The sequence below is a fragment of the Lysinibacillus sp. FJAT-14745 genome, from assembly GCF_001275675.1.
Taxonomy (GTDB): Bacteria; Bacillota; Bacilli; order Bacillales_A; family Planococcaceae; genus Lysinibacillus.
Window position 1 is genome coordinate 23,583 of record NZ_LITM01000017.1, and the last position, 15,786, is coordinate 39,368.

14 protein-coding genes and 1 pseudogene are annotated in these 15,786 nt (G+C 35.3%); 2 read left to right on the forward strand and 13 right to left on the reverse strand.

The features are described from left to right. Window positions 1-480 precede the first annotated feature (480 nt). A complete protein-coding gene (locus tag AMS59_RS22180; RefSeq protein WP_053485876.1) occupies window positions 481-1,029 on the forward strand; it encodes a GNAT family N-acetyltransferase in 549 nt (182 codons plus the stop codon). Window positions 1,030-1,175: 146 nt separating this feature from the next. Here AMS59_RS22180 and AMS59_RS22185 read toward each other — a convergent pair whose 3' ends face one another. Then, on the reverse strand, window positions 1,176-2,252 hold the full coding sequence (locus AMS59_RS22185) for an undecaprenyldiphospho-muramoylpentapeptide beta-N-acetylglucosaminyltransferase (RefSeq protein ID WP_053485877.1): 1,077 nt from the start codon (window positions 2,250-2,252) through the stop codon (window positions 1,176-1,178). 175 nt (window positions 2,253-2,427) lie between these two features. Between AMS59_RS22185 and AMS59_RS22190 the strand changes: the two genes are divergently transcribed. Continuing rightward, window positions 2,428-3,798, forward strand: a complete 1,371-nt coding sequence (locus AMS59_RS22190; RefSeq protein ID WP_053485878.1) for an MATE family efflux transporter — start codon at window positions 2,428-2,430, stop codon at window positions 3,796-3,798. Between the two features lie 980 nt (window positions 3,799-4,778). Here the strand turns inward: AMS59_RS22190 and AMS59_RS22195 are convergent. From AMS59_RS22195 to AMS59_RS26520, 12 genes and pseudogenes are all read right to left on the reverse strand, one after another. Beyond that, window positions 4,779-5,552: a CAP domain-containing protein gene (locus AMS59_RS22195; protein WP_053485879.1), complete on the reverse strand. Its 774-nt coding sequence runs from the start codon at window positions 5,550-5,552 to the stop codon at window positions 4,779-4,781. A 394-nt stretch (window positions 5,553-5,946) separates the two neighbouring features. Then, window positions 5,947-6,849, reverse strand: coding sequence for a CobW family GTP-binding protein (locus AMS59_RS22200; protein ID WP_053485880.1), 903 nt, complete (start codon window positions 6,847-6,849; stop codon window positions 5,947-5,949). An 82-nt stretch (window positions 6,850-6,931) separates the two neighbouring features. Continuing rightward, the gene (locus AMS59_RS22205) at window positions 6,932-8,437 is read right to left on the reverse strand and encodes a S41 family peptidase (RefSeq protein WP_053485881.1); all 1,506 of its coding nucleotides are present in this window, start codon (window positions 8,435-8,437) and stop codon (window positions 6,932-6,934) included. 353 nt (window positions 8,438-8,790) lie between these two features. Continuing rightward, window positions 8,791-9,525: an N-acetylmuramoyl-L-alanine amidase family protein gene (locus AMS59_RS22210; RefSeq protein WP_053485882.1), complete on the reverse strand. Its 735-nt coding sequence runs from the start codon at window positions 9,523-9,525 to the stop codon at window positions 8,791-8,793. Between the two features lie 256 nt (window positions 9,526-9,781). Continuing rightward, window positions 9,782-10,111: a hypothetical protein gene (locus AMS59_RS22215; protein WP_053485883.1), complete on the reverse strand. Its 330-nt coding sequence runs from the start codon at window positions 10,109-10,111 to the stop codon at window positions 9,782-9,784. A gap of 257 nt (window positions 10,112-10,368) precedes the next feature. Further along, window positions 10,369-10,692, reverse strand: coding sequence for a hypothetical protein (locus AMS59_RS22220; RefSeq protein WP_234007883.1), 324 nt, complete (start codon window positions 10,690-10,692; stop codon window positions 10,369-10,371). A gap of 466 nt (window positions 10,693-11,158) precedes the next feature. Continuing rightward, window positions 11,159-11,908, reverse strand: a complete 750-nt coding sequence (locus tag AMS59_RS22225) for a polysaccharide deacetylase family protein (RefSeq protein ID WP_053485884.1) — start codon at window positions 11,906-11,908, stop codon at window positions 11,159-11,161. A gap of 306 nt (window positions 11,909-12,214) precedes the next feature. Further along, a complete protein-coding gene (locus AMS59_RS22230) occupies window positions 12,215-12,664 on the reverse strand; it encodes a DinB family protein (protein WP_053485885.1) in 450 nt (149 codons plus the stop codon). 37 nt (window positions 12,665-12,701) lie between these two features. After that, window positions 12,702-13,175, reverse strand: coding sequence for a hydroxymyristoyl-ACP dehydratase (locus AMS59_RS22235; RefSeq protein WP_234007884.1), 474 nt, complete (start codon window positions 13,173-13,175; stop codon window positions 12,702-12,704). A gap of 273 nt (window positions 13,176-13,448) precedes the next feature. Then, window positions 13,449-14,210: a glycosyltransferase gene (locus tag AMS59_RS22240; RefSeq protein ID WP_053485887.1), complete on the reverse strand. Its 762-nt coding sequence runs from the start codon at window positions 14,208-14,210 to the stop codon at window positions 13,449-13,451. A gap of 624 nt (window positions 14,211-14,834) precedes the next feature. Beyond that, window positions 14,835-15,260 (reverse strand): 3-hydroxyacyl-ACP dehydratase FabZ, encoded by a 426-nt coding sequence (fabZ, locus tag AMS59_RS22245; RefSeq protein WP_053485888.1) that lies wholly within the window; start codon window positions 15,258-15,260, stop codon window positions 14,835-14,837. A gap of 253 nt (window positions 15,261-15,513) precedes the next feature. Further along, window positions 15,514-15,786: pseudogene (locus AMS59_RS26520) on the reverse strand (hypothetical protein); the annotation flags it as partial.

Genomic DNA, 15,786 nt, shown 5'->3' on the forward strand with positions numbered 1-15,786 from the left:
TACTACTATTATAACATAATTTAAATGAATCACTCTTCTTGAATCCGAAAAATTATATCCTTTTTAGGATAAAATTTGTTAATTTACCTCTTTTGATGAAATAACGTAAACCTAAAGAAACACTATCCAAATATTTTTACCTAGAAAATTGATATTTTAGACTTAATGCTCCTAAAAAAATATATAAACAAAATTTAACTATCTATGCAATTATTTATTTTCCAGAATTTACTGACAATCAAATTTATTTTTCGTTTTAGCGAGGAAAATGATTGCATAAAGCAGTGTGATTGTTATATTATATTAAAAAAACTAGCCTTTTTTCGGTATGGTCGAAAAATCAGTAAGACAGCGGGAGATTATGGATATCATAGTTTTAACGTCTAGTTCTTTGGGTTTTAATTCCAGTACGAATTTTAGTTTTCTTCTTTATGTTTTAAAGGAATTGTTTTAACTACCCTAGTAAAGGAGGCGTTTCGTATGCTTAAACATCGAGACCTACATGAATGTACAGAGCTTTATGAGCTATTATCACACCCTTCTGTTTTCCCATTTGTCCGTCAAAAAGCCACATCAGCTGATGAATATTGGTTTATGACAAAACAATTGATTGAAGAAGAAGCGAAGGGACTCGCTATTTCAAGGACAATTACCGATGATTGGGGTCAACCAATCGGCACCATTAGCATTCATGATGTAGAGGATGGTGCAGGCTTTTTAGGAACGTGGATCGGACTCCCTTATCAAGGGCAAGGTTATAACCAAAAGGCGAAAATGCTTTTTTTGAATGAACTTTTTTTTGACTATAACTTCCATACGGTATTTCTCCGTATTCGTGTTGAAAATATAAAATCTCAGCGTGCAGCCTTAAAGTTACCCTATGTTATGAGTGCCAATGAAAGTCACCCAACATTATTAACACAGGTTAACAGAGGTGAAGCGCAATTTAATTTATATAAAATACCAAAAGACTTGTTCTATCTTACAACAGCCAATCAAATGGCAGAAGGCGAAGAACAAGCGATGTAATCTATATGAATATGCATAAAAAAAGCTATGTGTTCTGTCATGATGACAGGCACATAGCTTTTATATTCGAGCTTCGCTACATATGATTGCAGAGAATTGTGATTTTGCACAAGCTATGTAGTAGGTAACGACTACGAGTGCAGAGCCTACTTTTTATATTGTAAAATCAATTTCGCCATTTCATCTGGCGTTTTCGGTCTTTGAGTTTTCTTCATAGTTGCTACCATTTCTGCTTTACGCTCTGTTAGCACATGAACCGATTTTTTAAAGGATTCCTTCGTTAACTCTTCCTCTAGTAATACTTCCGCGTAGCCTTGTCTTTTAAACAAGTTGGCATTTAATATTTGATCGCCGCGACTTTTTTGTGCAGATAACGGCACTAACAACATCGGTTTGTGAAGTGCTAAAAATTCAAAAATCGAATTAGAGCCAGCTCGTGAGACGATAAAGTCTGCCGCATGTAATAAATCCGGTAATTCTGTTGTCACATATTCAAACTGCTTGTAACCAGGCGTAGATTCAAATGATTTGTCGTAATTTCCTTTACCGCACAAATGAATGATCTGAAACTGTTTAATAAGCTCTGGTAGATTTTGATGAAGCGCATCATTCAATACTACAGAACCTAGACTCCCTCCCATTACAAGAAGAACAGGTTTTAATGTTGTAAAGCCACATAATGATAACCCTTTCGCTCGATCTCCTGCAAATAACTCTTGGCGAATAATGGAGCCTGTGCATGTTGCCTTTTCTTTCGGTAAGTGCTGTAATGTTTCTTCAAAAATCGTAAAGATGTGTGATGCAAATGGTAGCGCAATTTTATTGGCCAAGCCAGGTGTAACATCTGATTCATGAATGACTACTGGAACACCAGCAAGTTTTGCAGCCATAACAACGGGTACAGAAACAAAGCCGCCCTTTGAAAAAATTACTTCGGGCTTTACTTTTTTGATAATACGAAAAGCCTGCATAATTCCAGCAAGCACTTTAAATGGATCTGTAAAATTTTTCATTGAGAAATAGCGACGCAATTTTCCACTTGAGATACCGTAAAACGGAACACTAGGAAACGCCTCGCCTATTAATTCTTTTTCAATACCTTGTTCTGAACCAATATAGTGGACATCATAACCTAGTTCTTGTAAAGACGGGAGTATCGCTTGATTGAGCGATACATGACCAGCTGTCCCTCCACCGGTTAAAATGATTGTTTGTTGTTTCACATAAATTCTCCTATTCCTTAAAAGCATAGCCATCAACTACTTTTTGTTTACAGTCTTTTATTTTACTATATGCGAACGAAAAGATATAGATGAAGCTTTTAATTTCTTTCAGCTTTCCTCAATTTATTATGCTATACTATTAAATTAATTATGTTAATGGAGGAAGATATACACTATGAATCAGACAACTACGTTAAAAGATAAATATGCATTATTATTGAAAATTATCGTACCCATTTTAGTCACACAAGTAGCTATTTATCTTATTTCTTTCTTCGATATTTTAATGTCGAGTCGGTACGGTACCGCTGACTTAGCTGGCGTGTCAATCGGCTCCTCTATTTGGATGCCTATTTACACAGGGTTATCTGGAATTCTCCTAGCGATCACACCTATTGTCTCACAGCTTGTTGGAGCTAAAAAAGAGCTGGCAGCAAAAAAGGCTGTTCAGCAAGGAATCTATGTAGCCATCTTACTATCGGTACTTATTTTTATTATGTTATTATTTGGTATTGATTGGATTCTTGGCAATATGAATTTAGAAGCCTCTGTACATAGTATTGCTAAATCATATATTTATGCGATGTGCGCTGGTCTTATACCACTCTTTTTATTTTTTGTCATGCGCTGTTTTATCGATGCGCTTGGACAAACTCGCGTCACAATGATTATTACATTACTTACAACGCCTATTAATATTGTGTTGAATTATATTTTTATTTTTGGGAAGTTTGGAGCACCCGAGCTCGGCGGAATCGGTGCAGGCGTTGCAACAGCGATTACATACTGGCTTGTTTTCTTGATCACCGTTTGGATCATTGCAAAACGCGTACCCTTTGAACGCTTCCGCCTATTCCATGACTGGCCAAAATTAGAATGGCTTCGTTGGAAGGAAATTTCAATCATTGGTGTACCGATTGGAATATCCTTATTTGCAGAAACGAGTATTTTTTCTGCTGTCACGATGATGATGAGTAACTTTAGTACAGAAATTATTGCAGCTCATCAAATAGCATTAAATTTCACCTCCCTGCTTTATATGGTACCTCTTAGCATTTCTATGGGTATTACGATATTAGTAGGTTTTGAAATAGGCGCTGGCCGTTTGCACGATGCTAAACTATATAGCTATTTATGTGTTGGGACCGCGATTTTATTTAGCTTTATTTCAGCTTGTATCCTTTTTATCCTTCGTGAGCCCGTTGCAAATATGTATACAACAGATGGAGAAGTACTAGAATACGCCGTTCATTTTTTAATATTCGCAGCCATTTTCCAGCTATCAGATGCTATTCAAGCGCCTGTACAAGGAGCTTTAAGAGGGTACAAAGATGTTACAGTGACCTTTATTATGGCCATCATTTCTTATTGGGTTATCGGCTTGCCTGTCGGATATGTACTAGCCACTCACACAGATTTCGGACCATTCGGTTACTGGATTGGACTAGTTGCAGGCCTGACAACAGGAGCGATTACTTTATTAATTCGTTTATTACTTGTTCAAAAAAGATATGCAAGTACCGCTAAAACAACAATAGCAAACTAGACTTTGTTCTAGTTTGCTATTGTTCGTTATGGAAGAAAAAACAACAATCCATACGCATCGAATAAACCCTCTTTACATTATCAAGGCTCTCAAATCCTTTATTTAGATTCATCTTCTTCTTTTCAACAATAATGTAATGATAAATCCAATGAACATTAACATCTTAAGAACCTCCTTTGTTAATTCTAGATCGATCCTTTAATGAATACGGAGGGCTATGTATAATATGAAAAAATCCTTACTTTTTTATCAATTTCTTTATCACTAAATATTTTTACTGTAGAGATTTTGCTATTGCAGTTTTGAAAAATGATTTAACGACTGAGGCTAAAGCCACTAGAAGTGTTCATGAACTGTTGACCGATGTGTAGTTATTCTTCCGTGCTAAAACTTATTTCGCCTATAGATATACAACCCGTTAGATTAATTTTTTTCAATAGATTGAGTCGTCAAGTTCTACATGAATTGATAAAAGCTATTAGCGCTGATTCACTATTTACAATCTCAATACAATTGACCATTATTTTTATTTTTTATAGTAGGAACTCGACTGTTCATGTCTTCTATGTCCTTTCTTTCGCAGCTTTCATTACAGTAAAACTTATCTTCTTGATTGTTATAAATACTTATTGCTCTATCTGTTATTAATTTGCTGCATTGTCCACAGTTTATTAATATCATGCATCGTTCTCTTTTTTCGTTTAATTAACGATTCCAGATGGCCTCTAAAATATGAATTTTGTTTCACTGCTACAGTAAATTTCACAAACTAATGCTCACTAAATCATATTGTGAAGCCATTTTTGTCTACATTTCTAATGTATTCAGATAGCCCTTGAAATGCACTCATTTGTTTTTCAGTCAAAAGATTTGTCACTTTATGCCTCTCATATTAGCAATAGAAAATTAAAAAAAGATGTCCACCAAGCCTTTACGACTTAGTGGACATCCTATTATTCAACGTAGCTATTTAAATTTGATTATTTTTGGATAAATTGTTGTGTCCAGTAGTTACCTGACTTCACATAGCCAACACCAATATGCGTAAATTTCTCATTTAAAATATTCGCACGGTGACCTGGTGAATCCATCCAAGCTTTTACTACTTCTTGAGGTGTACGTTGACCTTGTGCAATATTTTCACCTGCACTCTTATACGTAATACCTAAAGCTTTCATACGATCAAACGGTGAACCGAATGTTGGGCTTGTATGTGAGAAATAGTTTTTAGATTGCATATCTTGTGATTTTTCACGAGCAGCTGCCATCAATTGATCATCCGTTTTGAATGGTGCTAAACCAGCTTTTGTACGTTCAGCATTCGTTAATTTTACTACCTCTTGTTCAAAAGCACTCACATCTGAAGTAGTTGTTGATGGTGTAGATTTAGATGGTGCAGTTGCTGTATTATTATCTTTTTGAGTTGTTTGTGTATTGTTATTTGTTGCTTGTTTATTGTTAGTTGGTGTTTGATTATTCACCGGTACTTGTACTTCTTTTGACGGTGCTTGTACTTCTTTTGATGGTGCTTGTATTTGTGGTACATTTACATACCACTTATGATTTGACAATTGGTTTAACAATTGATTTGACCATTGATCGTTAGACCATTGATCATTAGACCATTTATGATAAGAAACTTTATGACAGTCTGATGTTGTGTTCCCCTCTGTAGTATTTTCTGCAGCGGAAGCCATTTGAATTGGAGCTGCTAATAAAACTGTTGCACAAATTGCTGTTAGTGTTTTTTTCATTTTGCAATTCCTCCTTCTCTGCAAACAATCGTAAAGTACGATTTTATTAAATTTCTTACCAGCATCTGCTAACAACACCATGAGAGGACTGGATTCGCATCAAATAGAGGGTTTTTTGCAATATTTTTTAGCAAGTTTCGCCAGCCTATGAAATACTTACGTTTCAAATAGGGTTGACACCCCTAGAAAACTATTAAATATTTTCAATATTCAAATAGAGTGACGCACGAAATAAAGTCTTAAATATCGAATAAAAGATTCCTTCATTTTGCGGATCCACAAAAAAAATCTGCCTCGATTTCTACTTAAAGTAAGACAACAGAAACGGAATTTTCGTGTCTTACTAGTAGGAATCAGCAGATTTAAAGAAGTCTATATAGAAAAGCCTAGTAATTTAATCAAGACCTATAACGTTTAAGCTACTTACATCTTCACCAATGATAACGAGTTTCGCGGGCATTTTTACGTATTCTGGAAGCCATTGGACCATACCATATGCATATTGAAACAGCATAGGGTTTTTTACACCTTCAATTGGCACATAGCCTTTCATTCGATAAACAGTTTCAGGTATTGTACGTATCCAATCCTCAAATTGCTCCTGCGTAAAGTCAACGTCCTTAAATTCAACTAATCGTGAACCAAGATGCATTGATGCTATAGGAGCTTTCACAACATCTTGTTTATCCACCTGAGCTGTTGCCTTTAATTCTTCTAATAAACGTAACGGTACTCGCCCATTTGTAGTTTGCAAAATAAAGGCATGGGGATTAAAACCTTGTAGCTCATAAACAACCTGTGCCTGCTCTGCCTCTGTTAATAAATCCGTTTTGTTAGCCAGCAATAAATGTGCGTGACGGATTTGTTCCATAAATAAGGACCGCACTTGTGGGGTTAATGTTTCTCGATTCAGCCACAGCTTTGAGTCAGCAACCGTGACAATCCCTTTGACATTTAACTGTTCCGCAAATAACGGTGAATAAACAGCGTCTAATGCTTCAACAGGATGTGCAGCACCTGTTGTTTCGATAATGAGGACATCAAAGTCACTATCTAATAGAAGAGATTGAATTTGTGCTTCTGTTTTTTCGGCGCCAGAGCAGCAAATACAGCCCTCTAGCATTTCCTTTAGCGGAATATCCTTTTCCACGGCCTGTGAGTCAAATGGTAGCTTGCCAAGCTCATTCATAATGACAGCAGGCTTTAATTTTTTTTCCTTTAGTTGTCGAATAACATCTGTTAGCATGGATGTTTTTCCGCTTCCTAAAAACCCACTAAATAAGTATACGTCCTTCACAATGATTACCTCCCATAAAAAAAGCTGTCGCAAAAGGCCACTAGAGACGCCTGCTGCGACAGCTACTTTGTTAGTTTGTAGTTTACTCAGTTTTTGCTGGTGTACCAGTAAGCAGTTCTTTTGCTTTTAACAATTGAGGATCATCTGCTTTTATTTTTGCACGTAATGCATCCATTAAAGCATACGTTGTATCGCCCGTTAAAACACCAGTCTCTTCAAGACCACTTGCAGCTTGCAGTTTTTTCACTGCACGTTCTGTGTGTTGTTCAAAAATACCGTCTGCTTTACCAGGCTCATATCCTAGAACTTCTAGCATCTCTTGTGCCGCTTTTACAGAGTTAGACTGCACGCCCTTTTTCATTTCCATAGATGGATCTAAGTAAGGTAATGATGCGTAAGATGGGTATGACACTTTAACATCTGGAGCAATCCCTTTTTCGTGAATCCAGTTACCATTAGGTGTTAGCCATTTACCTGTTGTGAATTTAAGGTTAGAGCCATCTTTTAATGGTGTAACATTTTGCACTGTACCTTTACCAAACGAAGTTTCTCCTACAATTTTAGCACCGACAGATTCTTTTAAGGCACCAGCTAATATTTCAGAAGCAGAAGCACTGCCGCTATCAACTAGCACTGTCACTGGAACATTATATTTTTTACCTGCAATAGCATTTGTAATTTTCGGCTCTTCATCTTTTTGTTGTACTTGTACAATCGGTTTACCTTCTGGAACGAATAAATTCGAAATTTCGATTGCAGCATCTAGGTAGCCACCAGGATTTTGACGTACATCTAAAACGATACCTTTCAATCCTTTACCTTCGTAATCTGCAAGAATCTTCTCAAATTCTTTTGCTGTATTTTCACTAAATGACGTTATTTGAATATGGGCAATATTCCCTTCAAGCATTTCACCGTAAACCGTTTCAACCGGAATTTCATCACGGACGATTGTCATATTTAGAGGCTCAGTGTTTCCTTCTCGTTTCACGGTTAATTTTACAGGTGTACCCTTTTCACCGCGAATACGAGCTACCGCTTCAGATGCACTTAACCCATGAATGCTTTTTCCATCAACAGTTAAGATAATATCTTTCGGTAATAGCCCCGCCTTTTCAGCAGGTGAATTTTTAATAGGTGACACAACAGTAATAGAGCCGTTACGCTCTTGAATTTCCGCACCAATTCCTTGGAAACTAGAAGACAATCCAGTTTTAAATTGATCTGCTTCTTCCTTCACCATAAAATCAGAATACGGATCACCTAAAGCGTCAAACATGCCATTAATAGCGCCATCGACCACTTTTGAATCGTCGATATCTTTGTAATATTTGTTTTTAAGTAAATCATAGGCTTCGTATAATTTTGAAAATTCTGCACGCCCAGTCGGTACTTTCACCTCAACTACTTTCTGTTCTCCGAATGTTAAGGCAAATATCGTTAAGCCTGCAGTAATAAGGATTGTAAAGAACATCAGCATGATAAATTTAAACGGTTTCATTTGTATAAATTTCCCTGCTAGTTTTACTTCAGTAGGAGGTGTTTGTTCCGGCTGCTGTTCTATACTATCTTTTTTCTGTTCATCCATCTTGATTGTCACCACTCTCATATACGCTAACTTGATGTCACACTATTACCATCTTAACAGGTTATAGAGAAGACGAAAAGAAAAAGACTGTCAAAATTTCTCGACAAATCTTGTCCTACAACAATCTTCATAAAATCCAGCATTTCTTAATCACTATATTGTTAAGCACATTATTCTATGTAGATGTTATTGCTTTAGATTTTGTAAAAGTAAAGGTGCCCGAGAAGCACTTTCTAAGGCACCTCTGTTGTCTGCTAAGTTGTAGGTATATAATGGTACTGCTTTTCTATTTTACCCGTTTCTTCGAAGCAGTCAACTAAAATCCTCATAGAATATTAGAAATTATTTTTCGCTTATGCATCTTTAATATACGTAACTTGCGCCAATTTAGCATTTTTTATTTTAATCTCTGCATTTTTCGCTGCTGTAATCCCTGTAAAAGTTCCTGTTTTAATTCGAAAATTTGCGCCGTCTTGCTCAATGTAAACAAGCCAGCCGAATGTTATTTTCATCACCTGTGCTGCGCTTTCTGCTGCTTTAAGTGTACTGTACGTTCCCGTGAAAATTCGATATTTTTGCGTTTCGATTGGAGGGTTTTGAATATCTCCAGCGTTTTTTACCATGTCAATAAATTGTGACCAGGTTACTATTCCAGCTCGAATATTACGAGGGCAATTTTTCCCACTAAAATAATTGTGTTGAACAATATTTTGAATGGCTATATTTTCATCTTTAATAATTTTTGCGATAAGACTCGCCGCATTTTCCACAGCTTTTAAATAGTCCCCATCACTATTTACGCAAATTTCCACCTGAATTCCTTGGCTATTACCTACATACATTCCTGTTCCCCAGCACTCCCAAAAATGTTCAAATGATTGTACAGCTTCCTTATCATCTACTTGCCAATGCCAGCTAGCTTCCCTACTGTTGCCATTTATCTGTAGACGAGCATGGGCATCAGCATCAGCTCCAACGCTCGTATTGTCGGTTTCATGAACGACAATATACTTTTTTGCATTATTTTTACCATTTGTCATTTTGATTGCTTGTGAAAGTGATACTAGTTTTTGGCGTCTTGTTACCAAAGGTTTTCCCCCCCTTCTTTTTTTAATGTAAAAAGCGGGATAATTGAACTTATAATCATACTATCTTAACATCCATAGTTTAAAGATAGATATTTTAAGTTCATTCTATATTATGTACCTTTTGTAACTTCTTTTATGTTTTTATAAGTATTAATAACCACATATTCACACCCGAAATTTACTAATGTTTATTTGGTGTTTGCACTGAGCCGTTTTTAACTCAGTTCTTTTAATTTTTTTATAACAGAATGTACTGTTAGTCTATGAAAAGTAAGAAGCTGCCCCTTAAAATGGCAGAAAAAATACCGTACGGGGTTGGTGACAGTTTCATCAACTCTTCTCTATCTTTAAGATCAATAAGCTCAACTTGTATATTTAATTTATTTGCACCAGCTATAATATTTTCTGTTGCAATTTCAACATATGGACATTGGAATGAACGTAAAATCGTTAAGTTATTAAATTTTTTTAACCTGTCCTCCCAATCATTCGGAAAATATGGTTGTTCGGCTTCGTCGCTCAATGGGTAGACAAGTAATTCAAAATCATATGGCGCCCTATCAATAAGTTGAAAATCGTTTTTCAAAAAAATCTCTTTACTTGGCGCCCAAGACGTTTTTGAATTAGAAATAACAACGACACCTTTTTTGGCTTGCTTTTTGGCATCTTCTATACATTTATTGAATCAATTATGCCTCGGCATAATTGCGTCCGGAATCGGCTTTGTGCTTGCACAAAGAACTCCTTTCCGATTTCCGTGACATCCGCCGGAGGCTTTAACTTCTTTCAGTAGGTGTATGGACACCCGCTGAAAAGTAACTTAACCCACATTAATCTCACCACCTATAGAGGTGAGAGACTTCTGCTGAAAGAAGTTAATCGAGTACCGTAACCTTTCCCAACTTCACTCACCCATAAACAATGAATCACTAAATGACCATCAGCATGAACCACTCTCGAGGAATATTCTGCTTCTGTATATTCAATAAACCCTACTTGTTTTTGATTGTCGATTACTTGTACATATTTCAAGCCTTCTTCAAATCTATTGTTCAGCCATTTGTTCTTATTTGAATATCCACTTGATTTCTTCTTGCTTCTAAGACAATAGCTCCCAATTCCTTCTAATAGTTCATTATTAATTTCCACCATTTCAACTTTACACAATGCCAATCCCCCCTATTTATTATGATGTCATTATACCTTTTTGATTCTGAACATATCGTGTGGTTGATTCCCGTTCCGGCTGACGCTTCGCTTTCGCACAGAGCAAAGCTTCCTGGTGGCGTCCGATGAGCCGCTTCGCTCCATGGTTTCATCGTGACGCTGTGATCTGACCCCAAGAAGTCGCCTAGCCTCCACTCTAATCAACTAATATCATGGCACATAATTTAAATAATTGTAATCTTATATTGAACCCTTTTTTGAGTAGTATTTAAATCCTTTTGAAAAAAGTATAAAAACTTAAACAAATAGCTCCAAATGAAAGATAAACATATAAGTAAACGAATAAATAATTCATTTTAGAAAATGAAAAACCAGGCTATTTGCATATTAGCCTGATTTTCACATAGATAATATTTTATTGTTATTCTTTAACTTCTGAGTTACACAACAAAAAATTATAAAGACATTAAGGATTATTGTTTTTTTTGCCTTTTTTACTTTGCACTTCGAGTAATTCAGAAACTGTCACAAATTGATATCCTTGCTTTTGAAGTTCAGGTATTATTTTTTCCATCGCTTGCACTGTTTGATGACGATTTCCGCCTCCATCATGAAAAAGAACGATATTTCCTTCTTTTACACCTTTTAACACAGTGTCAACAATTCTATTCATACCTGGACTTCTCCAATCTAATGTATCTAAATGCCATGACCACATAACAACTTTATATCCTTCTTTAACAATCGCTTCAATCATTGCATCAGAATACTGGCCTTCAACAGGGCGGAATAAAGTAGGCTTAAATCCTGTAATGTTCTGAATGGCGTCATTTGTTTGTTTGATCTCCTTTAGCAAATTCGGGACATTCGTCTTTAGGGGATGAGTAAATGTATGGTTTGCTAATTCATGGCCTTCCTTATACATTCTCGCTATTACCTCAGGATTTTTTTGTGCATTTTGACCAACAATAAAGAAAGTTGCTTTCGCATTATATTTGTCTAAAAGATCTAAAATCTGTGACGTGTACTTTTTATGTGGCCCGTCATCAAAGGTAATAGCAACAATTTTTTCATCCGTTTTGATCTCCCAAACGATTTGTCCTGCTTCTTCATAATACTTTCTTCCTTTATGTTCATATTTTTCTGCGCCGACTTTTACATAAAAAAAGGAGACAGTTAATAGGCAGATGGGCAATAAAAACAGTAATTTTTTCACATCTTCACTTCCTCAAATAAAATATTTAGTACCCTTATTATTTGAGGAATGTTAAAAAAAATGCTCTTTTTTGATTTTTTATTGCAGCGTATACTTTAGTGATAGCAGTAGAGGTTGTCCTTACAGTGTTTTTGGTATTAAAACTTAGGATATCACCGATTGATTTGCGATTCATGTTACTAACTATCCGAAAATTGCTCATTCTTTTTTAGCAATTATGCCTCTACATAATTGCGTCACTGAGTTCCTCTATTTCAGCAAATGTTTTTTGTACCGAAAGCGTAGCGACAGGTACAGATGTTCGGTCTAAGTAGTTAAAATCTGTTTTTTCAAATGATGTTCCATATGTTCAAGGTAGTCTTGGATAAGCCACTGTAGAGTCATTAGTTGATTATTTTCAAAGCCACATTGAAGAGTAAGCTTTTCATCGGGGATATTTTTAATAACATGTATAATTTTTTTATTTAAGCTCACCCATAAATTCAATACTTCATCAAAAGGTAACTCTTGATATCCTTGAATTTTCACCCAATGAACTTGATCATACGAAGTTAATACTAAGGGTTGCTTATCGTATTGTATTTTTATGAACCTTTCCAGATTATTAATAGCAGAGTCACATAAATGGCCTAATACCTCTTTTTTTGACCACTTTTGAGGTGTTGGTCGTTGTGAAATCTCTATTTCAGATATTTGACGAAACTCTCCTGGTACCTCATTTACCCAAAATTGTAATCGCTCTATAATATTTTGCATATTTTTCACATCCCTTGAAATTGATAGTTGCCATTAGCTATTTGTAAAAACTTAAATAATAGTCAATTAATTTAATGACTTCGTATATTTTTTTATATTCTTTTTCTATTTTATAAGATATAAACAATATAGCTACATTAAAACTCAAAACTGCTAGAGCAACGATTTGGACAAGTGAGATTCCAATCATCAGTTTAATATTGATGGCAGAGGCAATTATTGTAATCAATGATAAGATTACACCACACAATGTAATATAAATTGGCTTAGATCTAATAATTTCATTTGCTTGTAATTTTAATACATCTAGTAAATAGCGAATTTCTTTCAATTGATATTGTTGATCAAAAATCACAAAATATGACATATAAACATCGTTTGCTATTTTTTCATTGAGTATATTTTTATGAATTTTTTTCACTAATCGATCACAAAAATCTTTATCTAATGCTTTTTCAGGTATGAATAGTTCCTCTTTATTTTCAAAAACATTTGTGCCGGGATGCTTCAAACCCCTCATCCTCTCATACTGGTTTACCTGATTTAATAACCTTATTAAGAATAGAAAACTCGTTTATAGTCAAAACATAGTCACTCAATTCTTTCAGATAATTAAATTATATGAAGGGATGGAAAGGTTGTATGTTATTTTAGACAAAAATTTTATTGTAAGTTTAGTATCTGTGGAGAACATTCAAATATATTACACAAAAAATCACTCGTTTTTTGCAACGAAATGATCTACATGAATATCTAGATGACATACGAGCCATTTGAACTTTCATTATCTTGCTTGATCATCATAGTAGGCTTCATTAGCAGCCTCTTCATTGGTACCCCTTAAATAAGCTAAAATCATAACTGGTCGTTTCAGTAGCATCCAGTCTCCATAATGGTCAAATCGTCTGCACGAAGTAATCATTCCATTTTTAATCGTTCCGTATTTTTTGCCGTTCTCCTTGCCCCATTGTTTTAAACGCTTAGCAAAATCAGCATCTTCTGCCATTAGCATCTTCTCGTTAAAACCTTTTATCGCCTGAAAGTCCTTTTTAAAGCACCAAAAGATCCCTACAGAAATAAAACCATACTTGAACAGTAAGGGAACAATTAGTAGCATGGTAGAAACTATTATACCCAAGGACATTCTTTCAAAATTACCGTTCACGCCTCCTCCAATGTATTGATTGGAAGCTAAACGCTTTTCAACCTCAGATAGCATGTGTTCTGTCATTCGAGTATCAGCATCAATTGTCATCAAAATATCGCCTTTCGCTAACGCAGCTCCAGCATTTCTGATTTTGGATAAATTTTTATCGCTATTTTCCAATGTCACACAATTGTAGGACTGTGCAATTTCTTTCGTTTTATCCGTACAACGATTTAGCACAACGATAACTTCTACTTGATCTTTATAAGGTTGTGCAGACTTTGTAATTGACTCTAGACACCCACCAATATAATTTTCTTCGTTATGAGCAGGTATTATAATAGAAAATTTCACATCTCCATCAGGAACATCTTTTATAAATGGTGTGCTTTCCAACATATCAAATCTCCCCTCAATCATTAGCTCTCGTTATGTTAATTTAAGTATACGTTCAAATGTTTCACTTAATTTTGGATCATCACCAAAACGTGTGGTTGATTTCCGTTCCGACTGGGCGCTTTCCTGGGGGCGTCCGATGAGCCGCTTCGCTTCGCTGCAGGGTCTCGGGCCAACAGGATGTTGGTCACGAAGGCGTTATCACACGATGTGATGTTTTTAGCCTTCGTTCCTCTATTGCTGTTCCCCAAGGAGTCGCCCAGTCTCCACTCCAATCAACTTATTCACATAGTATACGTTTTACTAAAAGTCATCCACGACTTTTAGTGATGAACCTTAATTTTTTATTTTTGGATTTTTATGTCTATTCCGCAACAAAATGAATTAACTTACACATTACCTTAAAGTTCACATTTTAATTTTTGGACAAAAAAAGAGTTGATTTTGTGATGATCAACTCTTTTGTCTTATTTTATTTAGGATTTTTATTCATTAGAACTTCTTGTATTTAATCTATTTGAGATGAAAATAGCAATTGAGAAAATAAATATACCTGTTAAAAATCATTTAAATACAGAACAAGAGTACTGCAATGAATTTTTTGCAGTACTCTTAAATCGAATTGGCTTAGTTTCCAAATGCAAAAATAAGCTCTGTCTCACAAGCTATTTCTCCATCAACTGTTGCTATTCCACGTCCCTTACCAATAGCACCCTTTAAGCGTGTAATTTCCACTTCAAGACGCAGTTGATCACCAGGTTTAACTTGTTTTTTAAAGCGACAATTATCAATGCCTGCCAGTAATCCAAGTCGCCCTTGATTTCCTTCTTTTGTGAGCATAATAATTGCACTTACTTGAGCTAACGCTTCAACAATTAACACACCTGGCATCACTGGATAATTAGGAAAATGACCATTAAAAAATTCTTCATTGATCGTTACATTTTTAATGGCTACCGCTCTCTGCCCTTCTTCTAATTCCAATACTCTATCCACTAGCAGAAAAGGATAACGATGTCGAATAACTTCTTGTATTTGTTGAATATCTAGCATCAAAAAAAACCTCCAAAATTATTATTACCTAATTCTATCATTAAATATTAGTAGTTGGTACTATTTTTATGTTTGAATTCCGCCGGATGCTTTAACTTCTTTCAGCGGATGTTTGATACCCGCTGAAAAGTGACTTAAAACCGTATTCATCTCATCACCTAAAGAGATGGGAGACTTCAGCTGAAAGAAGTTAAAAAATAAAAGCCCCATCAGCTTAGATGTGACTTAAAACAGGCATAAAACTCTTCCTATTTTAAACATAAAAATAAATGAATTTTCTAAAACAAAAGTGTTTGTCCAACCACAAATAATATGAAAAACGCAACACCGAAATATAGGCTCTTTTCCTCTCTCGAACGCCTTTAATGATGAGGGAAAGACCTAATAAAATCTGTAAAAAGGGCAATATAGTAAAATCTTCAGTTATTAGGCTACACATACTAATAATTGGCTCATCACCATAACTTGGGGTTGACCACAAAAAATTCAATAAATTTCCATTAAAGTATAGAAAAAAAGTGAAAAC